Source organism: Mesorhizobium sp. M1328, from assembly GCF_040318075.1.
Lineage (GTDB): Bacteria > Pseudomonadota > Alphaproteobacteria > Rhizobiales > Rhizobiaceae > Mesorhizobium.
Window position 1 is genome coordinate 142347 of the sequence record NZ_JAMYLO010000015.1, and the last position, 25799, is coordinate 168145.

Below are 25799 nucleotides of genomic sequence, written 5' to 3' on the forward strand. Positions count from 1 at the left end.
AGGGCCGGCTGCCGACGATCGGCCGCCGGCCGTCTCACATCCTGGAAAACAGCTGATGGAAAAACGCGTTACTTTCAGCAGATGGACGGTCGGTATCCTTTTTGCGGTGCCGCAGCTGCTGTTGATCTTCACCTTCTTCTATTGGCCGGCCGGCCAGGCCGTGTACTGGTCGCTGACGCTGCAACAGCCTTGGGGCGGCGGCAACATCTGGGTCGGGCTCGACAATTTCCGCTCGATCCTGTCCAGCGCGGACTACTGGAAGTCGATCACGGCCAGCCTTGTCTTTGCCGCGATCAGCACCGCCATTGCTATGGTCGTCGCGCTTGTGCTCGCCGCCCTGACCGACCGGCAGCTGGCCGGCTCGCGTTTCTACCGAGTGGTATTGATCTGGCCGTACGGCATTGCCGCACCGGCGCTGGCGCTCGCCTTTCGTTTCATCCTGGCGCCCGAAGCCGGGTTCATGGCCGTCGTCAATCAGGCGTGGCAGGGGTTCTGGGATCCGGGCCTCGACGGCGCCGACGCCATGGCTTCGATCATCGCCGCCTTTTCCTGGAAATATATCGGCTACAACTTCATCTTCTTCCTGGCTGCCTTCCAGGCCATCCCGCGCTCGCTGATCGAGGCCTCGGCCATGGACGGCGCCAGCGTCGTCAGGCGCTTTTTCGACATCCAGTTTCCGCTGATCACGCCGACGATCTTCTTCCTGCTTGTCATCAACATCACCGAAAGCTTCCAGGATTCGTTCGGCATCGTCGACATCATGACATCAGGCGGGCCGGCGAATGCGACCAATCTGATGGTCTACAAGATCTATGCCGATGGTTTCAGGGGCCTCGATTATTCGGGTGCCGCCGCGCAGAGCATAATCCTGATGCTGCTCATCATCGTGCTCACGATCTTCCAGTTCCGCTTCATCGAGCGGCGTGTGCATTACCGATGAGGCGGCCATGGTAGAGCGCACTCCGATCCTCAATTTCATCACGCATGTCGTCCTGTTTCTCGGCTTTGTGCTGGCCGTCGCCCCCTTCGTGATCGTTGCGATCGCCTCGTCGCATAATCTGAAGGACGTCAACGACGTACCGATGTCGCTGCTGCCGGGCAGCGACTTCTGGACCAACATCAAGACGGCATGGACGACGGCAGACCTCGGTCCGAAGCTGCTCAACAGTTTCATCTTTGCCGCCGGCGTTGCGGCCGGCAAGGTCATCATCTCGGCGCTCACTGCCTTCTCGATCGTCTATTTCCGCTATCCTGGCCGCACCTTCATCTTTTGGCTGATCTTCGTCACGCTGATGCTGCCGCTCGAAGTGCGCATCGTGCCGACCTATGCGGTGGCGGCCAATGTGCTGTCGCCCTATCAGGCGATACTCGACGTCACCGGCGTCAGTTGGCTGATCGAGACTATATCGGGCGTGCAGGTGTCATTGAGCTTCGGGCTGCTCAACTCCTATACCGGCCTCATCCTGCCGCTGATCGCGACTGCCACCGGCACCTTCCTCTACCGCCAGTTCTTTCTCACGGTGCCCGACGAGTTGACCGAGGCTGCCCGGATGGACGGCGCCGGGGCGCTGCGCTTCTTCATCGATATTCTTTTGCCGCTGTCGCGCACCAATATGGCGGCGCTTGGAACCATCATGTTCCTGTGGGCATGGAACCAGTATCTCTGGCCGCTGCTGGTCACCACCGATCAATCGCATGCCACGGCGGTGACCGAGCTCAAGCAGCTTATACCGAATGTCGGCGGCATTCCCGAGTGGAACATCGCAATGGCCGGCACGCTGATCGTCATGCTGCCGCCGCTGATCGTCGTCGTGGCGATGCAGCGCTGGTTCGTGCGCGGCTTGATCGCCACCGAGAAGTAATTTTTTATCCGCTATAGGAAGGAAATGGCCGATGGCCTCCATCACCATTCGCGACGCCAGGAAAAGCTACGGCAAATCACAGGTCGTGCACGGCGTCGATCTCGACATCCAGTCGGGTGAGTTCGTCGTCATCCTCGGCCCCTCGGGTTGCGGCAAGTCCACGCTGCTCAGGATGATCGCCGGACTGGAGGAGATTTCCGGCGGCGAGATCGCGATTGATGGCACTGTCGTCAACCGGCTGGAACCGCGCGAGCGTGGCTGCGCGATGGTGTTCCAGAACTATGCCCTCTATCCGCATATGAGCGTGGCGCAGAATATCGGCTATTCGCTGAAAGTGGCCGGCGTTCTCGCTGCCGAGCGCAACGAGCGTATCCGCGCTGTCGCTCGCATCCTGGAACTCGAGCCGCTGCTCGACCGCAAGCCGGCGGCACTGTCAGGCGGCCAGCGCCAGCGCGTCGCCATGGGGCGCGCCATGATCCGCGAACCGAAGGTCTTTCTGTTCGACGAACCGCTCTCCAATCTGGATGCCAAGCTGCGCGTCCAGATGCGCTCGGAGATCCGCAAGCTGCATCGCCGGCTGAACGCCACGTCCGTGTTCGTCACGCATGACCAGGTCGAGGCGATGACGCTGGCCGACCGGCTCATCGTCATGAATGGCGGCCGGGTCGAACAGGTCGGCACGCCAGGCGAGGTCTACAGCCGCCCGGCCAGCCGCTTCGTGGCGACCTTCGTCGGTGCCCCGGCGATGAACGTGCTGGAAGGCTCGGTCGAACTCGACGGTCTTTCGTTGCTCGGCGGCAGCCGGCGTCTTGCCATTCCGCGGGTCGGCCTGCCCGTCGGCACGCAGGTCGCCGCGGGCATCCGACCGGAGGCGGTGCGTCTCGTTGCGCCCGGCACGGCGGGCGCGCTCGACGCCACCGTCGACTTGGTCGAGGAGCTGGGCGCCGGCCGCGTCGTCTATGTGGATCTCGACGGGGCGTCCTTCTGCGTGGCGACACCTGAGCCCGTACACCCGGCGCCCGGCACACCCATCGGGCTGAAATTTTCGCCTGAAGACATGCATTTTTTCTCGTCCCAGACCGGAAGCCGCCTTGATGTCTTCAATGCTTCCGTACCGGTCCCCGCACACTGATCTGTAGCCGTCCACCGCTTGCTCCCGCCGGCTCCAGATCGTCAGCAATACTGTATCCCGTGGAATATCGAAGAAAAGGTCACGCAATGAAAATCCTGCAGGTCACCGATGTCCACCTCGGTCGGAAGGGCGAGATCCGCTATGGCGCGAACCTGCATGAACGGCTCGCCAGCTGCATCGACCACATCAATGCCCGTCACGCCGATGCCGCCCTCTGCGTCTTTACCGGCGACCTGACTGAAACCGGCGAAGTTCACAGCTATGCCGATCTCAAATCAGCCTTAAGCAGGCTTTCCGTGCCCTTCCGCCTGCTGCCTGGAAATCACGACAGGCGCGCCAACCTCGTTGCGGCATTTCCCGAAAACCCGATCGACGACAATGGTTTCGTGCAATCCGCCTTTGATACGGCGGAAGCGTCGCTGCTTTTCCTCGACAGCCTGGCCGAAGGCCGCGTCACCGGCGAATTATGCGAAAAGAGGCTTGCCTGGCTCGATGCCCGGCTCAGCGAGGCGGCGGGCCGGCAGGCGTATATATTTCTGCATCATCCGCCGGTGGAGCTCGGCCTGGCACTGCTCGACCCTCTCGGCCTCGAGCAGCCTGGGCGGTTCCTAGATGTGCTCAAGCGCCATGGCAATGCTCGCCATATCTTCTTCGGGCACGTGCACCGCGACATTGCGGGCACGGTCGCCGGTATCCCGTTTACCGCGCAACGCGGCCTGCACGCCCGCTTCGTTCTCGATCTGGTGGGGGACGAAGTGGTCGAGCAAGCGCCCGCGTCATACGCAGTCGTCCTCATCGACCCCACTGACCAATGGGTTGTCGTTCACAATTGCGACTTCCTTGAGCGATGGCCCATCTATTCACCGGCGACGGGCGAGATCGTCACGCCGGTTGCCCGCGTCGCCTGATCGCCGGCGCCCTTCCGGGCGAGCCAGGGCGGCTGTTCAGGCAAACACATGCGCCTTGCCCGACACGGTCAGCCGGACGATCTCGCCGATCGCCGGCGCATCCATGCCCGGCTTGCGCAGGATCAATGGCGTGTTGCCGATCGCGGCGGCGTCGGGCGGATCGGGGCTGTTCAACAGACGCACCGCGATGGTGCACATCGAGCCGGCGAACTCCGATTCCGTCACCTCGCCGAACAGCATGTCCGGCGTGCCGGACATGCCTTCACGCGATGTGCGTTTCAGCAACACCTGCTCCGGCCGCAGCATGATGCGGGCGACGTCGCGCCGCACCGAGCTGTCGACGGCGATGCGGCCGAGCGGCGAGATGGCGAAGCCATCGGCGATCCTTGCCGGCAGGACGATGGCGTCGCCGAGGAACTCGGCGACCATCCTGTCCTTCGGCTTGAAATAGAGCTCGCGCGGCGTGCCGACCTGCGAGAAGTTGCCGTCGCGCATCACCGCGACCTGGCTGGCGAATGACAGCGCCTCGGCCTGGTCGTGGGTGACCAGGATGGTGGTGATGCCGGCGGTTTCAAGGAGCTCGGCCACGGCCTTGCGCATCGAGGCGCGCAGGCCGGTGTCGAGCGCCGAGAACGGCTCGTCGAGCAGCATCAGCCGCGGCTTCATGGCCATGGCGCGGGCGAGCGCGACGCGCTGCTGCTGGCCACCGGAGAGTTCGTGCGGGCGGCGCTTCAGGATCCCTTTGTCCAGCCCGACGACATAGGCGAGCTCGGCGATGCGCTCACTGCGCTTTTCCTCGTGACGCCCCATGCCGAAGCCGATATTGGCGGCGATGCTCAGATGCGGGAATAGAGCGCCGTCCTGCGCCACCAGCCCGATGCCGCGGCGATGCGCCGGCACGGCCGTTTCGCCATCGGCCAGCACCTCGCCATCGAGCACGATGCGGCCCTGGTCCGGCGCCTCGAAGCCGGCGATCAGCCGCAGCAAGGTGGTCTTGCCGCAGCCGGACGGCCCGACGATTGCCGTACGGCTGCCGCTGGCCACGCTGAGGTCGACGCCGGCAAGTGCTGCGACGGGCCCGTAGTGCTTGTGGATGCCGCTCAGCTCGAGAAAGCTCATCGCCCGGCCATCCGCTTCGACTGGACGTAGAGCAGCCAGGTCAAAGGCAGCGACATCGCCACCATGATTAGGGCATAAGGCGCCGCCGACGCATAGTCGATCTCGCCGCTATAGGACCAGAACGCCATGGCCAGCGTGCGGGTGCCGTTGGGCGCCAGCATCTGGGTTGCGGTCAACTCGTTCATGATGCCCAGCGCGACCAATGCCATGCCGGCCGCGGCACCCGGCGCCGACAGGCGGATGGTCGTCGACCACAGCGCCTTGAGCGGCGACCGGCCGAGGCTGGAGGCGGCGCGTTCGAGCTCGACCGGCGCCTGTGCAATTGACGCCCTGAGGCTAATCAGGGCGCGCGGCAGGAACATCAGCGCATAGGCGACCAGGATGGTGAACAGGGTCTGGTAGAGCGGCATGGCGATACGCACGGCGATGGTGACCAGCGCCAGGGCGATGACAACGCCGGGCAACGCGCCGACGATATAGTTGCAGCCCTCCAGGACGCGTTGCAGCCGCCCCGGCGCGCGGATCGAAATCCACGCCATCGGCATTGCCGCGACGGTGGCGAGCAGCGCGCCGGCAATCGCCAGGAACAGTGTCTGACCAAGCGCCAGGCCGATCTCGTCGAGCCGCCAGACGTCGGCGCCGCCGGCCATGAGCCAGCGACCGATAGTGACGAACGGCACCCCGAGCGCCAGCAGCGTGGTAACAGCGGGCAGCAGCAGGCAAGGAATGGTGGCGCGCCCAAGGCTCGTGCGCTGCTGGTGGCGCGCAGCACCCGAGCCGACGCGGGCATAGCGCTCCTCGCCGCGCACCAGCACCTCCAGCCCGAGCAGCACGAAGCAGCAGGTCACCAGCACGCCGGCCAGCATGTTGGCGGCGGGACCGTTGAAGGTCGACTGAAACTGGTCGACGATCGCGGTGGTGAAGGTGTCGAAGCGGATGAAGACATAGAGCCCGTATTCGGCCAGGAGATGCAGGCCGACCAGCAGGGAGCCGCCGCAAATGGCGAGCCGGAGCTGCGGCAGCACGACACGCCTGAACACGCGCCAGGGGCCAAGCCCGAGCGCTGCCGCTGCATCCTCGAGAGCCGGATCGAGTCGGCGCAAGGCTGCCGCCACCGGCAGATAGAGGAAGGGGAAATAGGCGATGACGGACACAAGCACGCCGGCCCACAGGCCGTGCAGTCTGGGCACCATGGTGATCCAGGCGTAACTGTGGACGAAGGCGGGAATGGCGAGCGGCGCCACCGACAGCCAGGCCCATAAGCGGGCACCCGGCAGATCGCTGCGCTCGGTCAGCCAGGCCAGCGCCACCGACAGCACGATCGAGATCGGTACCGCCAGCACCACCAGCAGGCTGGTGTTGACTAGAAGCTCGCCGACGCGCGGCCTGAACACCAGCGCCGCCACGGCTTCCCAGCCGGTCTGTATCGCCACCCAGACGATGAAGGCAAGCGGCAGCAGCGCAAACAGCGAGACAAAGACGGCAGCCAACGCAATCCATGAGACCGACCAACGACGTGCCCGCACGGCTGTGGTGTCGGCCGGCAAGCCTGAAGGTTCGAGATCGATCGCCGACTGCATCAGATCAGACGTTGTGCCGTTTCCGCCCGGAGGCGGAAACGATCGTCGGCCAATGCGGCGAGCAGCTTGCGGTCATGGACAGATGCCATCTTGAAAGCAGAGCGCTCCCGCGGAAAGCGAATTCCCACAGGAGCGCAGTCGGTTGCCCTTTTAGGACGAACGCCGGCTAAAGCAAGCCGGCCGCCGTCATCAGGTCGGTCACCTTTTTCGAGTTCAGCGCCGTCGCGTCGACTTTCGGCGCCTGCAGATCGGCCAGCGGCACCAGCTTCGGATTGGACTCGGCGCCCTTGCCGACTGCGTATTCGAACGAATCGCCTGTTTTCAGCACGTCCTGGCCGCCCTTGCCGGTGACCCATTTCAGGAAAGCCTGCGCTTCCTTCGGGTGCTTGCTCGAGGCCAGCACGCCACCCCCGGAAACCGAGACGAAAGCGCCGGGGTCCTGGTGCTTGAAATAGTGCAACTCGACATTCGTGCTGTTCTCGCCGGTCTTGGCCTGATCGCCGTAGTAGTAGTAGTGATAGATCACGCCGCCTTCGACCTCGCCGGCATTGACAGCCTTCATCACCGTGCTGTTGCCCTTATAGGCGGTAAAATTCTCCTTCATCGCCTTCAGCCATTCGGCCGTCGCTGCCTCACCCTTGAGCTGCAAAAGCGCGCTGACGATCGCCTGGAAATCGGCGCCGGAGGGCGAAGCGGCCCAACGGCCCTTCCAGCTCGGATCGGCGAGATCGAGCAGCGATTTGGGCAGCTGGTCGGCGGTCAGCTTGGTCTTGTTGTAGGCAAAGACGGTGCTGCGCGCGGCGACGCCGACCCATTTGCCGCTCGCCGGCTGGTACTCCGGCGGAACCTGGGCCAGTGTCTCGGTGTCGACCGGTGCGAACAGGCCGGCCGTCTCGACCAGCGCCATGGCCGGCGAATTCTCCGTCAGGAACACGTCGGCGGGCGAAGCGGTGCCTTCCGCAACGATCTGATTGGAGAAATCGCTGTCGCCGCCATTGCGGACGGTGACCTTGATGCCGGTTTCCTTGGTGAATCCCTCCGCCCAGGCCTTGGTCAGGTTTTCGTGCTGGGCGTTGTAGACGACGATGCCCTCGTCCTCTGCTATTGCCGGGCCGGCGATCAGGCTGATTGCAAGTGCTGTCGCACCGGCAAGGGCGGAAAGAGCATACTTCATGGCGTCGTCCTCGATTTCGATGGTCTTTGGCTTTGCAAGCTGCACCTACCAATACCTGACTAGTGCAGTCAACATTGCTGGCCCACTCAATTGCTCAAAAGGAGCAAACTTTCGTGATGCTCAGCTAATTTGCCTTGGACATTATTTCGCCGGCCCCGTAACAAATCAGCGCCGAGACGCGAATATCGGGGAGTGAACTCTTGTGAGCGGCAAGGACGAAGCCGAGCTTTCACGGCTGCTGCGGTCCGCGATCGCCGGAGACGAAAGGGCCTATGCCGACTTTCTGCACCGGATCGCCGCGCTCGTTCGTGGCTTTGCCCGGCGCAAGATTGTGCAGGGCGGGGTGGATCCCGAGGATGTCGTGCAGGAAACCTTGCTGGCCATTCATGTGAAACGACACACCTGGCGCCGTGATGCGCCGGTGCTGCCTTGGGTCTATGCAATAGCCCGCTTCAAGCTGATCGATGCGTTCCGGCGGCGCGGCCGGCGGATCGAGGTCGAGATCGACGAAATCGCCGAGACCTTTGCCGAGCCGGAATCGGAGACGGTGAGCGAGCGCGACGTCAACCGGGCGCTTGACAGCCTGTCGCCGGCACAGCGTTCCGTCGTCTCGGCCGTATCGGTCGAAGGCCGGTCAATCGGTGAGACCGCGGCCAAATTCGGCATCAGCGAGACGGCTGTGCGGGTGTCACTGCACCGCGGGCTTGCCGCCATTGCCAAACGGTTCAGGGCGGGGCGGGAATAACATGAGGACCGAAGATCTCATCAAGGCGCTCGACGCCGATGCCCGCAGCGAGGCGCTGCCGCTAGGCGCCGCCTGGTGGCTTGCCGCCAGCGCGGCCATCGTGATCGCGGCCGCGGTTTTCTGGCTGACGATCGGCCCGCGCCCCGACATTGCGATCGCCATGCACACGATGCGGTTCCTGTCCAAATTCGTCTTCACGATCGCTCTTGCCGCCAGCGCCTTTGCCCTGGTGCGTGCGCTGTCGATGCCCGGTGCATCGACTGGCCGGGCGGCGAGCTGGATGATCGCCGCGCCGCTGCTGGTGATTGTGGCCGTGATTCTCGAACTCCTCGTCGTGCCTGCGTCCGACTGGGGCACGCGCCTGGTCGGGACGAACATGGTAATCTGCCTGACCTTCATTCCGCTGATCGGCATCGGCCCGCTTGCCGTCTTTCTCGCGGTGCTGCGTCATGGCGCGCCGACACGGCCGGTGCTTGCCGGTGCTGCGGCGGGCCTTCTTGCCGGCGGGCTGTCGGCGACCTTCTATGCCGCGCATTGCTTCGACGATTCGCCGCTTTTCGTCGGCACCTGGTATACGATCGCGATCGCCATCCTTGGCGTGTTGGGGGCGCTCGGCGGGCGGCTTTTCGTGCGCTGGTAGCGGTGGCGATCAGCGTGTCGGAACGGGATGCTCGCCGCGATAGTCGTAGAAGCCGCGTCCGGTCTTGCGGCCGAGCCAACCAGCCTCGACATATTTGACCAGCAGCGGGCAGGGGCGGTATTTTGAATCCGACAGGCCGTCATGCAGCACCTGCATGATCGACAGGCAGGTATCCAGCCCGATGAAATCGGCAAGCTGCAGCGGCCCCATCGGATGGTTGGCGCCGAGCTTCATGGCGGTGTCGATGGCGTCGACCGAGCCGACACCTTCATAGAGTGTGTAGATCGCTTCGTTGATCATCGGCAGCAGGATGCGGTTGACGATGAACGCCGGGAAATCCTCCGAGACGGTGATCGTCTTGTCGAGCTGCTTCACATAGGTTTTTGCCGCCTCGAAAGTCTGGTCCTCGGTGGCGATGCCGCGCACCAGTTCGACCAGCTTCATCACCGGAACGGGATTCATGAAATGTATCCCGATGAAGCGTTCAGGGCGGTCGGTCTGCGAAGCCAGCCGCGTGATCGAGATCGATGACGTGTTTGTCGCCAGGATGGCCTCGGGGTTGAGCTGCGGGCAGAGCTGGGCATAGATCTTGCGCTTGACCGTCTCGTCCTCTGTCGCTGCTTCGATCACCAGGTCGGCGCCCGCAAGGTCGGCCATGGCCGGTGCCGCCGAAATGCGCGCCATCGCCTCATTGCGCAGCTTTTCCTCGAGTTTGCCGGAGCCGACCTGACGGGCCATGTTGCCGCTGACGGTAGCAATGCCCTTTTCGATGCGGTCGGGCGAAATATCGTAAACCAGCACCTTATAGCCCGCCAACGCCGACACGTGGGCGATGCCGCCACCCATCTGGCCCGCGCCGATGATGCCGATCGTCTCGATCTTGCTCATTACCCGATCCCGTCGAGGCCTTTGCGGCCCGTTTTTTGTGCAGTGCAAACTAAAAGGGCGGGGCGACTTCGTCTACCCCACCCCTCAGAATTTAATACGCTTTGGCAGAAGGCGTCAAAGCGCCTTTTGCAGTTCCGGCAGAATGACGAAGAGGTCACCGACAAGGCCGTAGTCGGCGACCTGGAAGATCGGCGCTTCCTCGTCCTTGTTGATGGCAACGATCACCTTCGAATCCTTCATGCCGGCAAGGTGCTGGATGGCGCCGGAGATGCCGACGGCGATGTAAAGGTCGGGCGCTACCACCTTGCCGGTCTGGCCGACCTGCCAGTCGTTCGGCGCATAGCCGGCATCGACGGCGGCGCGAGATGCGCCAACCGCCGCACCGAGCTTGTCGGCGACCGGCAGAATGACCTCCTGGAACTTCTCGGAGGAGCCCAGCGCACGGCCGCCCGAGATGATGATCCTGGCCGAGGTCAGCTCTGGACGGTCGGTCTCAGAGAGCTTGTTCTCGACAAAGCTCGACAGGCCGGGATTGGCCGCCGCCTGGACCGTCTCGACCGGCGCGGAACCGCCCTCGGGTGCTGCCTGGAAGGAAGCAGTGCGCACTGTGATGACCTTCTTGGCGTCACTCGACTGCACCGTCTGGATGGCGTTGCCGGCATAGATCGGCCGCTTGAAGGTGTCGGGCGACACGACTTCGATGATTTCCGATATCTGGGCGACATCGAGCAGCGCCGCCACGCGGGGCGCGACGTTCTTGCCCGACGAGGTCGCCGGCGCGATGATCGTCTCGTATGGCTCAGCAAGCGAAATGACGAGTGCCGCCAGCGGCTCGGCGAGACGCTCGGTCAGTTCGTCAGCGTCGGCGAGCAGCACCTTGGTGACGCCCTTGAGCTTGGCGGCGGCGTCCGCTGCCGGCTTGGCACCTTTGCCGGCAACCAGCACATGCACGTCCGAACCGATCTGCAGCGCCGCCGAAAGCGCCTTGGCGGTCTGGTCGGAAAGCGTCGCGTTGTCGTGTTCGGCAATCAGAAGAATTGTCATTTTTTATCCCTTCCTGGCCTTACAGCACGCCGGCTTCGTTTTTCAGCTTGTCCACCAGTTCGGCGACGCTCTTGACCTTGACGCCCGCCTTGCGGCCGCCCGGCTCCTCGGTCTTGATCACCCTCAGCCGCGGCTTGACGTCGGCGCCGTAGTCGGCAGGGCTCTTCTCGTCGAGCGGCTTCTTCTTGGCCTTCATAATGTTGGGCAGCGACGCGTAGCGCGGCTGGTTCAGCCGCAAATCGGCCGTGACGATTGCCGGCATCTTCAGTTCCAGCGTCTGCAGGCCGCCATCGACCTCGCGCGTCACCGTGGCCTTGTCACCGTCGAGCACGATCTTGGAGGCGAAGGTGCCCTGCGCCCAGCCGAGAAGTGCGGCCAGCATCTGGCCGGTCTGGTTGGAATCGTCGTCGATCGCCTGCTTGCCGAGAATGACCAGGCCGGGCTGTTCTGCCTCTACGACGCCCTTCAGCACCTTGGCGACGCCCAGCGGCTCGGTCTGCTCGTCGGTCTTGACCAGGATGGCGCGGTCGGCGCCCATGGCGAGCGCGGTGCGCAAGGTCTCCTGTGCCTGCTGCGGCCCGATCGACACGACGATGATCTCTTCGGCCTTGCCAGCCTCCTTCAGCCGGATCGCCTCTTCCACCGCGATCTCGTCGAACGGGTTCATCGCCATCTTGACGTTGGCGAGTTCCACCGCCGAACCGTCCGCCTTCACCCGGACCTTGACGTTCGCATCCACAACCCGCTTCACGGGCACAAGGATCTTCATTTGCCTGTCACCTCTTTCACGATAGTCTCTTCACGCTCGTCGGGCGCGCTATAGCAGCGTGCACCTCTTCAGAGTTGTCGAAAGCCGACATTCCGGACGGAATTCTGGTCTTCGCCACGCCAGTAGGGTGGCGCTTCCGTAGTTGCGGCGACCCCGCGCGTCAATATCCGGGCGCACTCGGATCCTCGGCGAAGCACTCAAATCGGTTCAGTCCGGACCGGAAACGGTCCCCCGGCCCCAGCGCGGCGCCGGCTGCGCAGGTTGTGGTTCGCTTGGCGCCGGCTCTACGGCAACGGGCACTTGGCCGGCGACCACCACAGCCTCTTCATCCGCAGCGGCGAGCAGCGGCACGCCGCGGCTGCGCAAGACAAGCACCAGCACGGCTCCGGCGATGATGCCGCCGATATGGCAGGCCCAGGAAACCTGATCCTCGCCACCCTGCGCGAACATGAAGATTTGGAACAAGATCCACAGGATGAGCGGGATGAAGGCCGGGATGCGCAACGGGATGCGGGCGAAGACCAGCACCCATACCTTCACCCGCGGATAAAGGATCAGATAGGCGGCGACCACACCGGCGATGGCGCCCGACGCGCCGATCAGCGGCACCGGCGAATCCCAGGCAACCAGACCCTGGAAGAAAGCGCCGGCGATGGCGCAAAGCAGGTAGAAGACGAGGTAGCGGACATGGCCGAGTGCATCCTCGACATTGTCGCCGAACACCCACAGGAACAGCATGTTGCCGCCGAGGTGGAAGATATCCGCGTGCAGGAAGGAATAGGTCAGATAACTCAGGCTTTCCGGAATGACGACAAATTGCGGAGCGAGCTCGACGCTGTCATGCACAACCGACGGGATGAAACCGAGGCCCAGCACCGCGGCGTTGGCGAAATCCTCGCCGCCCAGTGTGGTGACAAAGTAGATCAGCACATTGAGGGCGATCAGGCTGATCGTCACATATTGCAGCTTGATGTGCCGTAGCCGGTTGGTGTCGTAAAGCGGGATGAACATCGGGCCTCTCCCGCTTCCGGCGGATTCAGCGGTTCTTGCCGGGAACCCATAGCACGTCGGCATTTCCATTGTCATTGACCGCGCGTGCGGCGACGAACAGAAAGTCCGAGACACGGTTGATGTATCTTATCGCCTCGCGGTTGACGTGCTCGTCTGGAGCTTGCGACAGCGCAACCATGATGCGCTCGGCGCGGCGGGCCACCGTGCGGGCGAGGTGAAGCGCAGCCGCTGCCGGCGTGCCGCCGTTGAGCACGAAGGATTTGAGCGGCTCAAGGTCCTTGTTGAGGAGGTCGATGTCCTGTTCGATGCGGTCGGTCTGCGAGGCGATGATCCGCAGCGGCTCGTAGTCGAGCGGCCTGCCATTATCGGGGACTGCCAGATCGGCGCCGAGATCGAAAAGATCGTTCTGGATGCGGCCAAGCATCGCATCGATCGCCGGATTTACTGCCGCTGTATGGATGCGAGCCATGCCGATACAGGCATTGGCCTCGTCGACGGTGCCGTAGGCGTCGATGCGAAGGTCGGATTTCAGCCGCCGCTCACCAGAGCCGAGGCCGGTGGTGCCATCGTCGCCGGTGCGGGTGTAGATCTTGTTGAGCTTGACCACGGGTTACCTCCCGGCTGGTGGCTGCTGCGTCACTTACGGGTGAAATACACCGCCAGCATGATCAGCACCAAGGCCACGAACTGCAACAGCACGCGCGTCTGCATCAGCTTGTTGGAGGTCATGCTGGAGCCGCCGCGCATCATGTTGATGAGGCCGCGGATCAGCACGATCACCACGGCGACCATGACGAGAACGGCGAGGATGTTGAAGACGGTTGCCATGGTGTGTTCCAGTTGGATTGCGTTCAGGCGCGTTTGGCGAGCAGACGGTAGAGTACCGATGACGGCAGGATGCGTTTAAGGATCGCGCCGATCCTGGCCGGCACTGTTACCACATAATGCGGGCGCGGGCGCCGCGACAGAAGCGCATGGTGCAAGGCGGCATAAACCACCTCCGGCCCGGGCTTCAGCCGCGATGTGCTGCCGCCGGCCCGCAGCCGTTTAAGTTGCGCCGCATAGGCGAGGCGATGAACGGAATTCTCGTGATCGATATTTGCCAGGAACCAGGGGAGGCTGTTGGTGGCGATCTTCGATTTCACCGCTCCCGGCTCGATCAGCGAAACATGGATGCCGCTGCCGAGGAGTTCCTGATGCAGGCTTAGCATCAATCCTTCGACGGCGTGCTTCGATGCCGAGTAGGCGCCGCGAAAAGGCAGCGGCGCAAGGCCGAGGATCGACGAGCAATGAACGAGACGGCCATGGCCCTGGCGGCGCATCACCGGTACGACACGGCGAGTGAGATCATGCCAGCCAAAGACATTGGCCTCGAACTGCTGCCGTAAAGCCTCGACCGGCAGATCCTCGACGGCGCCGGGCTGTCCGTAGGCGCCGTTGTTGAAGAGCGCATCGAGCCGGCCGCTGGTCCGTTCCAGCACCGACGCCACCAGCGCCTCGATCGATCCGGGCTCGGTGTAGTCCAGATAAAAGGCCTCGATGCCGTCGGCCTCGAGCGCGGCGATATCCTCGGGCTTTCGGCCGTTGCGAACACCCGCCAGCCTTCCTTCTTAAGAGCATGGGCGCAATAGGCGCCTATACCGGAAGAGGCACCTGTGACAATGATGGTGCGCAACTCTTCTCCGGGAGGACTGGTGGTTTGACCTAGGGTTGTCATTTACCGCAAACCCTTCCCATATTCGCGGCGTCGGGACAATCGAAGGGAACGCGGTTCTTGTTGCGGAAGATCGTAGCCCTCAAACGCGTCCTTTACGACGCGCTCGGCCATTTCAATACCGACGACGGCTGGGCGATGGCCAGCCATCTGGCGATCACCGCGCTTATGGCGCTTTTTCCTTTCCTGATCTTCGCCACGACGCTGGCGAGTTTTTTCGGCGCGCAGGCTTTCGCCGACACCGCCGTGCACCTTGTGTTCGACACATGGCCCGAGCAGATCGCCAAACCGATCGCGCGCGAAGTGCTCAACGTGCTTACCGTCCGGCGCAGCGACCTGTTGACCTACGGTATCGTGCTTGCCGGATACTTCGCCTCGAACGGCATCGAGGCGCTGCGCACCTCGCTCAACCGGGCCTATCGTGTCTCGGAAACGCGCGGCATCATCTACCGGCGGGTGCAGAGCATCATCTTCGTGCTGATCGCGACGGCCGGGTTTTTGGCCATCAGCGTGCTGCTGGTCTTCGCGCCATTGCTGGCACGGCTGGCCGAGTCGCATTTCGAATGGATAAAACCCTATATGGGCACGATCACGCTGTGGCGTTACGTCATCGCCTCGGTCGTCATCATCGGCGGTCTGTTCGCCGTGCATTTCTGGTTGCCGGCCGGCAAGCGCCGCTTCGTTTCGATCGTGCCTGGCATCATCTTCACTCTGGTCGGCTGGCTCATCGGGTCGACCATCTTCGCCGCCTATCTCGATCATTTCTCGTCCTATGTGACGACCTATGCCGGCCTCGCCTCGATCATGATCGCCGTCGTCTTCCTCTATATAGTCTCGGCGATCTTCATCCTCGGTGGCGAGCTCAACGCCGCGATCAGCCGCTATTTAGAGGCACGTGCCCGCGTCGGCGGCTGAGCCGTCGCCAGCCCGACGCCGAGCGTCGCGATCGCCATGCCGCCGATCTGGAGCGGACTCAATTGCTCACCGAACAATGCCCAGGCGATGACCGCGGTGACGGCCGGCACGAGGTAAAACAGCGAGGCGACCTTCGACATCTCGCCGTCGCGGATCATCACCATCAACAGGAAGATGGCGCCGATCGATAGCACCAGCACGAGCCAGGCCATAGCAAAGATCAGTTCGCCATTGACGATGACCGTTCGGGTCTCGAAGGCGAGCGAGGCCAGAGCCATCACCGATGCGCCGCCGACATATTGCCAGAACGTGGCAGCCACCAGATCGCCGCCGGAGGCGAAACGCTTCTGCCAGATCGTGCCGGCGCTCATGCCGAGTACGGAGACAAATGAGGCGACCAGCGTCTCGGCCGTCACGCCGCCGCCGAGCGCGCCGAGCTTCGGCCAAAGCACGATCACCACGCCGATCAACCCTAGGCCGAGACCGGCCCAGTGGCGCGGCAGGATGGCCTCGCCCAGAAGCCGGCCGGCGAGCACCGCCGTGATCAGCGGCTGCAGGCCGACGATCAAGGCTGAAAGCCCGGCGGGCATGCCCCGGTGGATGGCCCAGAACACGCCGCCGAGATAGACCCCATGCATCAGGATGCCGGCGCCGGCCGCGTGCAGCGCCTCGTCTCGGGTGGCGCGGCTCGAACCAAGCGCGGCCATCAAAGCGACAAGCAGGATTGCGGCCAGGACAAAGCGCGCAGCCAGGAAAGTAAAAGGCTCCGCCCACGGCATGGCATAGCGCGCGCCGATGAAGCCGGTCGCCCACAGGACGACAAAAGAGGCGGGGATAAACCGCTTGAGGCTGTGCATTTTTCCGGGGACCACGGTGAATTCGGGTGAGGGATCGACTGCGGCGACTGCTTAATGCCGTTCGGGCCGGCAAGCAAAACCAAACGGTTGATCCATAGAGTCATTTGAATTGAAGGAGCGCCGTTGATGGCCGTCAGCTCACCGGTCTAGTCTAGAGACCAACCAGCCGCTTGACATCGGCGGGCGATGCGCCCGCCTCGCGCTGGGCGGCAAGGCCGGTATCGCCAAGGCTCTTCGACAGTTTTCGTCCATCCGGGCCGAGGATCAGGCGATGGTGAAAATAGGCCGGCTGCGGCAGCCCAAGCAGTTGCTGAAGCAGCCGCTGCACGCTTGTCGCGGAATAAAGGTCCTGGCCGCGCACGACATGGCTGACGCCCTGCAGCGCGTCGTCCATGGTGACGGCGAGATGATAGCTGGTCGGGATTTCGCGGCGCGCCACGACCACGTCGCCCCAATCCTGCGGATGGGCTTCGACACGACGCGTCGCGGAGAGCGTCTCGTCCGTGTATTCGGCCCATGACAGGTCCTTGCCGGCGCGCGCTATTGCAGCATCGACGTCCAGCCGCCAGGCAAATGGCACATTTTCGGCGATGCGCCGCTTGCGTTCGCTCGCCGTCAACGCCTTGTCGGCGGCGGGATAGAGCGGCACGCCGTCCGGGTCGCGGGGCCAGTCGCGGCCGCGCTTTTCGCTGTCGGCGATAAAGGCGCGGATCTCACTTCTGCTCATGAAGGCCGGATAGACAAGCTCCGCTTCGATCAGCCGCTCGAGCATCGCCCGATATTCGGCAAAATGCTCGGACTGGCGGCGCACCGGCTCCTCCCAGCCAAGCCCCAGCCATTTCAGGTCGCGAAAAATGCCTGCCTCGAATTCCAGCGTGCAGCGCGTCGTGTCGATATCCTCGATGCGCAGCAGCAGGCGTCCGCCCGTGGCCTTTGCCATTTTCTGATTGAGCAGCGCCGAATAGGCATGGCCGAGATGCAGTTCGCCGTTCGGGCTCGGCGCGAAGCGGAATGTCAGCAGTGTCATTGTCCGGCGGCAATCGGGTTGTGCGGCGCTTTCGCCAATTGCTACTTTGCGCCGGCAGCGTCGCGCGTCCAGAGGGACGCGTGACGAAGCGTGCGGCACATTTGATTTTGGAACAAGCAGACATGCAACGCATCGCCAACCTTGACGACATTGTAGAAGGCCTGGACGCGCTGTGCCTGCTTGATCCGCGCCTGGACAAGGTGCGCGGCATGGCCGGCGAGGTGCCGCTCAGGCTGTCGGAGCCGGGGTTCAGGAGCCTTGCTTCGATCGTCGTTTCACAACAAGTGTCCCGCGCGACTGCCGATGCCATCTTCGGCCGGCTGACGAAACTGCTCGATCCGCTGACGCCGCAGGCGATCCTTGCCGCCGATGAGGCGATCTTTCGCGAGGCCGGGCTGTCGCGGCCCAAGCAGCGCGGCCTGATTGCCGTCGCCCAGGCGGTGGCCGACGGGCTCGACCTCGATCATCTCTGCCAACTCGATGCAACGGAGGCGATCGCAGCCATGACCAAGGTGCCGGGCATCGGCCCGTGGACGGCTGAAGTCTACCTTTTGTTTGCCGCCGGACACCCAGATATCTTTCCGGCGCGCGACGTTGCGTTGCAGAGCGCGGTCGGCCATGCGCTCGGCATCGACCCGCGTCCGCCGGAGAAAATGCTGATCCGGCTTGCCGAATCATGGAGCCCGTGGCGCGGTGTCGCATCGCGGCTTTTCTGGGCTTATTATCGCGAATTGAAGGGCAGGGATGCCGCGCCTCCGGCCTGAATCCGCAAAAAAGCATTGAAATCATGCGTTTCTGAGACCCGGCATGATCGACAATCCGCTTCACATCCCTGTCATGTCGGGCTTACAGTATCCGCGTCGACCGGTTCTAGGGTGAAGGAGGTCAACGACGTGACGGTTGCCGTATCTCCGGATGGGCTTCCAGCGCTGGTGCTGAACGCGGATTACCGTCCGCTCAGCTATTACCCCCTTTCGCTCTGGTCCTGGCAGGATGCCATCAAAGCGGTGTTCCTCGAGAGGGTGAACATCGTCGCCGAATACGAACACGCCGTCTCTTCACCGACCTTTTCGATGAAGCTGCCGAGCGTCGTCAGCCTGAAGGCTTACGTGAAGCCGTCGAGGCATCCGGCGTTTACTCGTTTCAACGTCTTCCTGCGTGACCGTTTCCAGTGCCAATATTGCGGCACGCCGGACGATCTGACGTTCGACCATGTCATTCCTCGCCATCGCGGCGGCGCCACGACCTGGGAGAATGTCGTCGCTGCCTGCTCGCCCTGCAATCTGAGGAAGGGCGGCATGATGCCGGCCCACGCCAAGATGTGGCCGCTGCAGAAGCCCTACCAGCCGACGGTGCATGATTTGCATAATAACGGCCGGCTGTTCCCGCCCAACCATCTGCACGAAAGCTGGATGGATTATCTCTACTGGGATGTCGAACTCGAACCTTGAGATCATCCGACAATTCGCGAGGCTAGCCGTCTGAAGCGATTGTCCGCGCTTCCGATGCTCACGGACCAATGTCCGCTCCGCTTCGGTTCTCGACAATCACGTCATACGACTCAGCCTGCCGAATTCTTGAATGATCTTGCGTCCGCCCATAGGGCGAACCGCTCAATCGCGGGCGAAGGCGCTGCGGAACGCTACGACCGCCAGGACAAAGCTAGCGATGGCGTTCCAGCCGGCCAAGGACAGGCCGAGGATGCGGAGCGCCGCCTTGTCGCAGGAGGGCGGGACGAATTTGTCGAGCGCGTCGAGCACGCCCTTGCCGCCGGTGTCCACCGGCCCGGCGGCTGCGGTGCAATCGGTCGGGCCCGGCCACCACGCCCATTCGACGCCGGAGTGATAAACGCCGAGATAGACGCCGTAGAGCATCAGCAGGCCGCCAATGGCCAGCAGGCCACGGCTTATCCAGGCTGGCGCGTGAAGAGCCGACGCAAGCACCGCCAGCAGCATCAAGGGCACGCCGACGTAGTAAGGAGTGCGCTGCTCGAGGCAGAGCTTGCAGGGGATGTAGCCGCCAAGATACTGAAAGGCCAGCGCCGAGCCGACCGTGGCGGCCATGGCGACAGCGAGAAACAGGGCGGTGCGCAGCCGCTGGCGTCCGGTATCGGCATTCACGGTCGCTGTCATTGGACTCAGTCCATTCGGTTCGATTCCGTTCAGACGGCGTATTTGACGACGATATAGAGCAAAATCAGGGCAGCGGCGGCGGCGCCCGCAATCTGGCCAAGGCGCTTTTCGATGAAGTGGCGGATCGGCTCGCCATAGCGGCGCAACAGCCACGCGAGAAACAGGAAGCGGGCTCCGCGGGCAACAATTGCCAGCACGATGAAAAGTAGCAAAGGAACGCCGATGACGCCGGACAGGATCGTCACCACCTTGATCGGCGGTAGATGGGCGAGGCCGGAGGTGACCAGCATCAGGATGATGAAGCCGACACCCGACGAGACGCGCATCGCCTCGAACTCGTCATATTTGCCATAAAATTCGAGGATCGGCCGCGCCACCGCATCATAGGCATAATGGCCGATGAACCAGCCGGCGATGCCGCCCAGCACCGAGGCGACGGTGGCAACCAGCGCATAACGGTAAGCGCGATCCGGTCGCGACAGCGCCATCGGCAGATAGAGGACGTCGGCCGGCACCAGGAACACCGAGCTCTCGACGAAGGCGATGAAGGCCAGCCACCATTCGGCGGATTTGCTCGCCGCCAGCGACAAGGTCCAGTCGTAAAGTCCGCGAAGCATCGGCACTCCTAATGCACGCCCAAACCAGTAGCGGTCTTGGGATCACGACATGTACAAACAAGACTTGGAAGCGCCCCGATCAACCTCGTCGGACAAGGTGCGCTTCAATGACATGCGCCGCCTGTCTAGAAAGATTTTCCGCGCTGCACAATGGCAGCTGCTTCACGAAATCGAAAGGCTGAGGCTTGAGCGAGACCGGATCTCGGGAATTGGCCGTTGACGAACAGGCCTCCAACCGTATAGTCCGCGCCCATCCAGGCCGCCCGGCCTGAGCCCCTATGGCGGAATTGGTAGACGCGCTCGACTCAAAATCGAGTTCCGCAAGGAGTGCTGGTTCGATCCCGGCTAGGGGCACCATTTCCCATCCGTCGAGAGAGCTCGGTTTGGTCGTTATCCCAGGAGCCCCCTGGGATAACTGAGGCCCCGAGCGCTTTCGACAACCCAGACTGTAACGGAGGTCGCTATCACATCGGCCCCGGCACCATCTTGGTCGGCTGCTCCGGCATCGGAAACGCATAGTTGTCGCATTTCACGTCCGGGTTCGTCGGACTGAACATTCCGAGCGGGTTGTCCTTGAACAGCCAGGCGTGAAGGTCGTAGTGGTGGAACTCCTTCGGGATGAGCGGATAATGCCCCTCCATCGGCCCCTGGAATGTCTGTCCGAAGAGCTTCGGCGGCTCCTTGGTGTCCGGCGTCAAGGGCACGAGCCATTCCGCGCCGACCAGGCGCAATTCGCCGCCGACCGGCTCATAGATCAGCACATTGGGACGCGTCGGATCCGCAGTCGGGCCGATAGTCGTGACGTTGACGAAATGGATCCCCATCGCGCCCTTCGGGTAGTCCATCGCTCCCTCTACCTTTTCGCCGCTGTAGAAGACGCATCCAACCGTCGATAGATAAAGCTCGCGAATGGCAACCTTGTAGTCTTCATACCTGGACAGCGATTTACGCAGGGCATCGATCTCGGCCTTGTCGGGTTCGGCGGCCCGAGGCGCGGCGGCGTTCAGACACGCGCCAACGAGACCTGCCAATGTGAGGATACCGAGACGCCTGAGGTGAGTTGTTTTCGTCATGCATTCCTCCCAGATTTTTTTCTGGCCGTGCAGGACCGAGGCGGCAGTGATGCTGGACGCGCGGCCGAAATTGATCGCCTCATCCCGGTTGGGACTGCGTCGATGCTAATCTTTTCCGCTGATCGGGAGAATTAACCCTGACGACCTAGGCCCAAGCGGACCGATGGTGCGGAGACCAGGGCAGTCGCATAGGGGCAAGTACCCCCTCACCCAGATTGCCAACCGAATTGCGAAGGGCAATTCGGGGCAATCCGACCTCTCCCCGAGGGGAGACGAGGAGATCGCCAGCGCTGGCGTCCGCCTCTTCTCCCCAGCTGGGGAGAAGGTGGCCGCGAAGCGGCCGGATGAGGGGACTCCATATGCAATAGCCCATGGTGCGGACCGGACCAACGGCCGATCCGGTCGCATCCCTAGGCCCGATGCACTAGCGCCGGCGCAGCAGGCTCCTCATCCGGTTGCGCAGCAGGCGCGCCATGTTGCGGGTCTCGCGGTAGAGGTGAAGCTGCGAGGCCGCCTGGCGGGCGGGGCGGTCGGCGTCCGGCGTCAGCCCGATCACCAGCGTGCCCATCGGCTTGCGTTCGCTCCACAGCCGGCTCATCACCGGATGGTCGGGCACCGCGCAGGAATCGGTCATCATGATGTTGGGGTCGTCGAGATGCTGCCTGGTCACCTCGATCATCAGCAGCGTGCCCGGCGAATAGGGGGCGAGCGTCTCGTCATAGGCGGTCTTCCAGGTGTAGGCGACGCCGGCCTCGACGAAGACGACCAGGCAGGCGATGGTGCGGCCGTCGAGCGTCAGCGAATGGATGCGGCAGAGGTCCTGCTCGGCCAGCCGGTGCACCGCCTCGCGGGCGAAGGCGGCGCGGTAGCGGTCGATGGCCATGGCAGTGCGTTCGCGGCCTTTCCAGCCGGCAGCCTCCAGCGTCAGGAAATTTTCGATGGCGTGGCGGATCTCGTCGGGCCCGCGCGCCACGACATGCTCCAGCCGGCCGAGGTCGGCGAGACGGCGCTTCAGGCGGCGGAACTCGCGATAATGGTGGGCGCGCAGCGAAGCTTTCAGATACTCCTCGCCGTCGAGTTCGCTTTCGAGCACCGGGCGCTCGGCCTTGCCGGTGGTGACCAGCGTCAGGCCGCGCGTTTCGGCGACGCTGGTGAGCAGGCTCGCAACCGGGCCGTCCAGCCTTATGTCGGGCAGCACGAAGACCTTCGGCAGTTTGAGATGCGGCCTCGACAGCATCGAGAAGAAATCCTCGATCACGCCGATCGGATCGTCGCGGTCGATCAGCGGCGTGCCGATCGGGCCGAACGGGCTCGACCAGGTGCGCATGACGGGAACCCCGAGCGGCACCATCGGCCGCTCGACCGACAACGGCACCAGCAGGCGCAGCCGGTTGCGATACTGGTCGCCGTCGCGGATGACCGCCAGCCGCACCTCGCGGTCCTCGAGCCTCGGCATGGCCGGCGCCAGGAAGCGCGGATTGAAGAAGACGTTGGGCTCGATCGTGCGGGTGCAGAGATAGTCGAGCTCCTCGACCAGGTCGAAGCCGGCGGAGGCCGGATAGATGGCAAGCTTGCGCTCGGGCCGGTTGTTGGCGAGGATCTCGACATGGGCGGGATCGGCTTCGCGGGCAAGTCCGGCAAGGCCGGACACCATGGCGCCGGCCGGGCCGCCGCTGGTTTCCTCGAGCAAGGGGACGGCAGCCATCAGGCGGCTCCTTTGGCGGGCACGAAAATGGCCATGGCGATACCGAGCTTGCGCCAGACCGTAAATGACAGCGCGCCGGCCTCGAAGATCATGGCGAAGACGGTGGCCATCGCCGCGCCCCATAGGCCGAAAAGCGGGATCAGCACGACGCTGAGCGCGATGTTGAAGGCCAGCGTCATGGCATAGACAGCGGCGCAGATGTTCTGGTTGCCGCTCATGGTGAGCAGGCTTTCGCAAGGGCCGACGGCGGCCCGCGCGACGACGCCGAACACCAGCAGGAACAGCAGCGGATAGCCGGCGGAAAATTCCGAGCCGAACAGGGTCAGCATCGGCTCGCCCAGCGCCAGCACCAGCAGCGCCATCGCCAGCGACGGCCAGAAGGTCCACGACACGGTTTCGCGGGCGAAGGCGGCGAGCTTTTGCGGCTCGCCATGAGTGAACTGCGCATAGCGCTGGGCAACGCCGGCCTTGACGGCGAAATAGACGAAATGCACCAGCGCCAGCGTCTTGACGGTGGCGAAATAGACGGCGACGTCGTTGGGATCGAGATAGGCGCCGACCATCAGCACGTCGGCATTGGTGAGCAGGAAGAAGAAGCTCTCGACCAGGAAGATCGGCAGCGAGACGATGAACCATTGGCCGAAATGCAGCTTCATCGGCCCGGCCGGGATCCTTTTGTCGATGCGCGAGGTGACGCCGATGAGCTGGCCGAGCGTGGTGGCATAGGTGGCGGCGATGGCGGCGAAGATCGCCGTTTTGGCGTCGGGCGCGTAGCCCGCCAGCAGCATCAGCGCCATGAACGCCAGGATCAGCAGCGGCCGCACCAGGAATGTCGGCGACAGCGCAAACAGCGCCCAGGAATTGGCCCGCGCCAGCCCTTGCAGAAGGTCGGACATGGCGATCATCGGCAGGCAGATGATGCCAAGGATGAACGGCACGTCGTAATAGTTTTCGATATAGGCCGACAGCAGCCAGACGCCGAGCGCGCCGAGGCCGGCGATCACCGTCGAGGCAATCAGCACGAACAGCCGGCTGGCCTGCACGATGCCGCGCAATTCGGCCATCATGCCGCGCTCGCGATATTCGGGGATGAAGCGGATGATCGAGGTGTGGAAACCGAGGCAGGCGAGATTGCCGACGATGACCATAGTCACCCAGACAAGCACGAAAATGCCGTATTCGAACGACCCCATCCAGCGCGCCATCAGGACCTGGCTGACGAAGGCGATGACGGCGCTGACGATGCGGACCGAAAAGGCGATCAGCGACATGCGGCCGGCCTCGCCCCGCGCGCCGGCGCTGAACAGCACGGCATCGATCAGGCCAAGCAGCGGCCTGATGCGCAGCGCAAGGCGCTGCGGCAGGTACCGCCCGGCTGTCGTCGCCGCGGAAAAACGCACCCCGATCACACTCCGTTTTCCGCCTCTTTTCTGGCTATGCGTCTAACGAAAACACATTAAGAAACGGTTGGGTGGCGAGGGGGGCGTCAAGGTAGTGCTAGCCAAAAGGGAGGTTCCATAGCCTTGCCGATACCTAGTCTCTGACCTGAGCTGGAAAGGGAGGGAGTTTGAGAGATGTGGATAAAAATGTTTGATGTTGAGAGTTCGAAAAACATTGCCCTGCCGAATCGCGTAGGTATCGAAAGTACTTGGAGGATGCGGCGTGGCCGTCAGTGAAAAAACAAAAGAAATTCTTGTCCACCTTTCCCGGCGTCCCGGTCACGATGAGGTCAAGGCAGATTTCCGAAGTCTTCTTACTGAGGAATTCGGCGCGGACATCCAGTCCGTGGATTTTGAACGCCGGGTTCCGGAAGTGCGCGGACGCATCGATGCCCTTATCGGGCGGACAGTCTTCGAGGCGAAATCCAATCTTGACCGTGAGTGGCCAGACGTTGCGCGGCGCATGCCCGACTATCTGGCCGATCGGGAACGCGAAGAGAGCGAGCGTTTTGTCGGCATTGCAAGCGATGGACTGAAGTGGGCGGTCTTCGAACTTAGGAACGGTGAGCTCGACAAGATAAAAGAATCATTCTTGATCCCGACAAAGGAGAACTGTTTCTCGCTTGGCTTGACGGCGCGCTAGCGCTCAAATCATCGCTCCCACCCGAGCCTCTAACCATTCGTCTTGAATTGGGGCAGGATAGCGTCGCTTTCCGACGTGCATCGGAAGAGCTGATTGCGATCTGGCGGACGCTCGAACACCGGCCCGACGTGGCGTTGAAGAAGCAGCTCTGGTCGACGCTCCTCAAGATGGTCTATGGGCGTGACATAGAAAATGAGATGCTCTGGATACAGCATACGTTTCTAGTGATCGTCTCGAAATGCGTGGCGCTGGCCGTTCTCGACCTTGTAGAGGATGACCCGGCGCGTGTGCTCTCCGGGCGGGCGTTTCAGCAGGCCAACATATACGGCGCGGTGGAAAGCGATTTCTTCGACTGGATCGTCGCCGCGCCGGAGGGCGTGAGACTGGTGCGCAGGATCATGGCGCATGTCCGTCGCTTTCGTCTGCGTGAGGTCAAAAGCGATGTTCTGAAAATTCTCTATGAATCACTTATAGATCGTGAAGAGCGTCATGGCCTTGGTGAGTACTACACACCCGACTGGTTGGCGGCCAAGGTAGTACGAAACACAGTAAGTGCACCGGTCGAGCAAAAAGTTCTCGACCCTGCCTGTGGCTCAGGCACTTTCCTGTTTCACGCCATTCGCAATTTTCTGGTCGAAGCGGAAGAAGTCGATATGCCGGTTATCAACCGGGCGGCAGAAGCGACGCAGCTTATCTCAGGCATGGTGACCTGCCACTGAATTTTCATCCGGCTGCAGTTAGAGCCTCGGCGGGTTTTACGCCGTATGGCGCGGGTTGAGCAACGGGTGATCGGCGGAGCTGGTCG

The 25799-nt window shown here is 63.0% G+C and carries 27 protein-coding genes, 1 tRNA gene and 1 pseudogene; 12 read left to right on the forward strand and 17 right to left on the reverse strand.

All coding sequences use genetic code 11. The features are described from left to right. The first annotated feature begins 55 nt into the window (after positions 1-55). The 4 genes from NKH23_RS23855 to NKH23_RS23870 all read left to right on the forward strand — a co-directional run bounded on the left by NKH23_RS23855 (position 56) and on the right by NKH23_RS23870 (position 3902). Positions 56-940: a carbohydrate ABC transporter permease gene (locus tag NKH23_RS23855; RefSeq protein WP_352910373.1), complete on the forward strand. Its 885-nt coding sequence runs from the start codon at positions 56-58 to the stop codon at positions 938-940. Positions 941-947: 7 nt separating this feature from the next. Beyond that, positions 948-1862, forward strand: a complete 915-nt coding sequence (locus NKH23_RS23860; RefSeq protein WP_352910376.1) for an ABC transporter permease subunit — start codon at positions 948-950, stop codon at positions 1860-1862. A 31-nt stretch (positions 1863-1893) separates the two neighbouring features. Then, positions 1894-2994 carry a sn-glycerol-3-phosphate import ATP-binding protein UgpC gene (locus NKH23_RS23865; protein WP_353015059.1) on the forward strand — a complete coding sequence of 367 codons (1101 nt, stop codon included), beginning with the start codon at positions 1894-1896 and terminating at the stop codon, positions 2992-2994. A gap of 86 nt (positions 2995-3080) precedes the next feature. Beyond that, complete coding sequence (locus tag NKH23_RS23870; RefSeq protein WP_352910382.1) at positions 3081-3902, forward strand: phosphodiesterase; 822 nt, start codon at positions 3081-3083, stop codon at positions 3900-3902. Between the two features lie 36 nt (positions 3903-3938). Here NKH23_RS23870 and NKH23_RS23875 read toward each other — a convergent pair whose 3' ends face one another. From NKH23_RS23875 to NKH23_RS23885, 3 genes are all read right to left on the reverse strand, one after another. Beyond that, entirely contained in the window at positions 3939-5021 is a 1083-nt protein-coding gene (locus tag NKH23_RS23875; RefSeq protein WP_352910385.1) for an ABC transporter ATP-binding protein, read from the reverse strand. Next, complete coding sequence (locus NKH23_RS23880) at positions 5018-6601, reverse strand: ABC transporter permease (RefSeq protein ID WP_352910387.1); 1584 nt, start codon at positions 6599-6601, stop codon at positions 5018-5020. Before NKH23_RS23880 ends, NKH23_RS23875 begins: the two co-directional genes overlap by 4 nt. Positions 6602-6767: 166 nt before the next feature. Continuing rightward, a complete protein-coding gene (locus tag NKH23_RS23885) occupies positions 6768-7775 on the reverse strand; it encodes an iron ABC transporter substrate-binding protein (RefSeq protein ID WP_352910787.1) in 1008 nt (335 codons plus the stop codon). 202 nt (positions 7776-7977) lie between these two features. Between NKH23_RS23885 and NKH23_RS23890 the strand changes: the two genes are divergently transcribed. After that, a complete protein-coding gene (locus tag NKH23_RS23890; RefSeq protein WP_353035481.1) occupies positions 7978-8520 on the forward strand; it encodes a sigma-70 family RNA polymerase sigma factor in 543 nt (180 codons plus the stop codon). A gap of 1 nt (position 8521) precedes the next feature. Beyond that, entirely contained in the window at positions 8522-9160 is a 639-nt protein-coding gene (locus NKH23_RS23895; protein ID WP_352910390.1) for an NrsF family protein, read from the forward strand. Positions 9161-9169: 9 nt separating this feature from the next. On the opposite strand, the gene NKH23_RS23900 is transcribed toward NKH23_RS23895, so the two are convergent. The 7 genes and pseudogenes from NKH23_RS23900 to NKH23_RS23930 form a co-directional block, all read right to left on the reverse strand. Beyond that, positions 9170-10048 (reverse strand): 3-hydroxybutyryl-CoA dehydrogenase, encoded by an 879-nt coding sequence (locus NKH23_RS23900; protein ID WP_023721073.1) that lies wholly within the window; start codon positions 10046-10048, stop codon positions 9170-9172. Positions 10049-10162: 114 nt separating this feature from the next. Beyond that, positions 10163-11092 (reverse strand): electron transfer flavoprotein subunit alpha/FixB family protein, encoded by a 930-nt coding sequence (locus tag NKH23_RS23905; protein ID WP_352910393.1) that lies wholly within the window; start codon positions 11090-11092, stop codon positions 10163-10165. Positions 11093-11111: 19 nt separating this feature from the next. Continuing rightward, positions 11112-11861, reverse strand: a complete 750-nt coding sequence (locus NKH23_RS23910) for an electron transfer flavoprotein subunit beta/FixA family protein (protein ID WP_352910396.1) — start codon at positions 11859-11861, stop codon at positions 11112-11114. A 207-nt stretch (positions 11862-12068) separates the two neighbouring features. Then, a complete protein-coding gene (locus NKH23_RS23915; RefSeq protein WP_352910400.1) occupies positions 12069-12872 on the reverse strand; it encodes a rhomboid family intramembrane serine protease in 804 nt (267 codons plus the stop codon). A gap of 25 nt (positions 12873-12897) precedes the next feature. Beyond that, on the reverse strand, positions 12898-13479 hold the full coding sequence (locus NKH23_RS23920; protein ID WP_352910401.1) for a cob(I)yrinic acid a,c-diamide adenosyltransferase: 582 nt from the start codon (positions 13477-13479) through the stop codon (positions 12898-12900). 29 nt (positions 13480-13508) lie between these two features. Next, positions 13509-13700: a twin transmembrane helix small protein gene (locus tag NKH23_RS23925; RefSeq protein WP_023677950.1), complete on the reverse strand. Its 192-nt coding sequence runs from the start codon at positions 13698-13700 to the stop codon at positions 13509-13511. A 23-nt stretch (positions 13701-13723) separates the two neighbouring features. Continuing rightward, positions 13724-14589, reverse strand: a pseudogene (locus tag NKH23_RS23930) (SDR family oxidoreductase). 57 nt (positions 14590-14646) lie between these two features. Between NKH23_RS23930 and NKH23_RS23935 the strand changes: the two are divergent. Further along, entirely contained in the window at positions 14647-15501 is an 855-nt protein-coding gene (locus tag NKH23_RS23935; protein WP_292656768.1) for a YihY/virulence factor BrkB family protein, read from the forward strand. On the opposite strand, the gene NKH23_RS23940 is transcribed toward NKH23_RS23935, so the two are convergent. Then, the gene (locus NKH23_RS23940) at positions 15468-16358 is read right to left on the reverse strand and encodes a DMT family transporter (RefSeq protein WP_352910405.1); all 891 of its coding nucleotides are present in this window, start codon (positions 16356-16358) and stop codon (positions 15468-15470) included. The two genes, NKH23_RS23935 and NKH23_RS23940, sit on opposite strands and share 34 nt — an antisense overlap. Before the next feature lie 151 nt (positions 16359-16509). Next, complete coding sequence (gene gluQRS / locus NKH23_RS23945; protein ID WP_352910408.1) at positions 16510-17385, reverse strand: tRNA glutamyl-Q(34) synthetase GluQRS; 876 nt, start codon at positions 17383-17385, stop codon at positions 16510-16512. A 122-nt stretch (positions 17386-17507) separates the two neighbouring features. Here gluQRS and NKH23_RS23950 point away from each other — a divergent pair, with 122 nt between their 5' ends. Together NKH23_RS23950 and NKH23_RS23955 are read left to right on the forward strand one after the other, a co-directional pair. Continuing rightward, on the forward strand, positions 17508-18149 hold the full coding sequence (locus NKH23_RS23950; protein ID WP_352910411.1) for a DNA-3-methyladenine glycosylase family protein: 642 nt from the start codon (positions 17508-17510) through the stop codon (positions 18147-18149). A gap of 129 nt (positions 18150-18278) precedes the next feature. Continuing rightward, positions 18279-18836, forward strand: coding sequence for an HNH endonuclease (locus NKH23_RS23955; protein WP_023677956.1), 558 nt, complete (start codon positions 18279-18281; stop codon positions 18834-18836). A 162-nt stretch (positions 18837-18998) separates the two neighbouring features. On the opposite strand, the gene NKH23_RS23960 is transcribed toward NKH23_RS23955, so the two are convergent. Then, on the reverse strand, positions 18999-19517 hold the full coding sequence (locus NKH23_RS23960; protein ID WP_352670133.1) for a disulfide bond formation protein B: 519 nt from the start codon (positions 19515-19517) through the stop codon (positions 18999-19001). A gap of 29 nt (positions 19518-19546) precedes the next feature. Beyond that, positions 19547-20134 (reverse strand): YqaA family protein, encoded by a 588-nt coding sequence (locus tag NKH23_RS23965; RefSeq protein ID WP_023677958.1) that lies wholly within the window; start codon positions 20132-20134, stop codon positions 19547-19549. A 272-nt stretch (positions 20135-20406) separates the two neighbouring features. Between NKH23_RS23965 and NKH23_RS23970 the strand changes: the two genes are divergently transcribed. Next, positions 20407-20491, forward strand: a tRNA-Leu gene (locus NKH23_RS23970). Positions 20492-20598: 107 nt separating this feature from the next. Here the strand turns inward: NKH23_RS23970 and NKH23_RS23975 are convergent. The 3 genes from NKH23_RS23975 to NKH23_RS23985 all read right to left on the reverse strand — a co-directional run bounded on the left by NKH23_RS23975 (position 20599) and on the right by NKH23_RS23985 (position 24312). Then, positions 20599-21207, reverse strand: a complete 609-nt coding sequence (locus NKH23_RS23975; protein WP_352910416.1) for a hypothetical protein — start codon at positions 21205-21207, stop codon at positions 20599-20601. Between the two features lie 424 nt (positions 21208-21631). Next, complete coding sequence (locus NKH23_RS23980; RefSeq protein WP_352910418.1) at positions 21632-22912, reverse strand: GNAT family N-acetyltransferase; 1281 nt, start codon at positions 22910-22912, stop codon at positions 21632-21634. Beyond that, positions 22912-24312 carry a lipopolysaccharide biosynthesis protein gene (locus NKH23_RS23985; RefSeq protein WP_352910788.1) on the reverse strand — a complete coding sequence of 467 codons (1401 nt, stop codon included), beginning with the start codon at positions 24310-24312 and terminating at the stop codon, positions 22912-22914. Before NKH23_RS23985 ends, NKH23_RS23980 begins: the two co-directional genes overlap by 1 nt. A 262-nt stretch (positions 24313-24574) precedes the next feature. On the opposite strand from NKH23_RS23985, the gene NKH23_RS23990 reads away from it, so the two are divergent. Further along, positions 24575-24994, forward strand: a complete 420-nt coding sequence (locus NKH23_RS23990) for a hypothetical protein (protein WP_352979872.1) — start codon at positions 24575-24577, stop codon at positions 24992-24994. A 134-nt stretch (positions 24995-25128) separates the two neighbouring features. Continuing rightward, complete coding sequence (locus tag NKH23_RS23995; RefSeq protein WP_352979870.1) at positions 25129-25713, forward strand: N-6 DNA methylase; 585 nt, start codon at positions 25129-25131, stop codon at positions 25711-25713. Positions 25714-25799 lie beyond the last annotated feature (86 nt).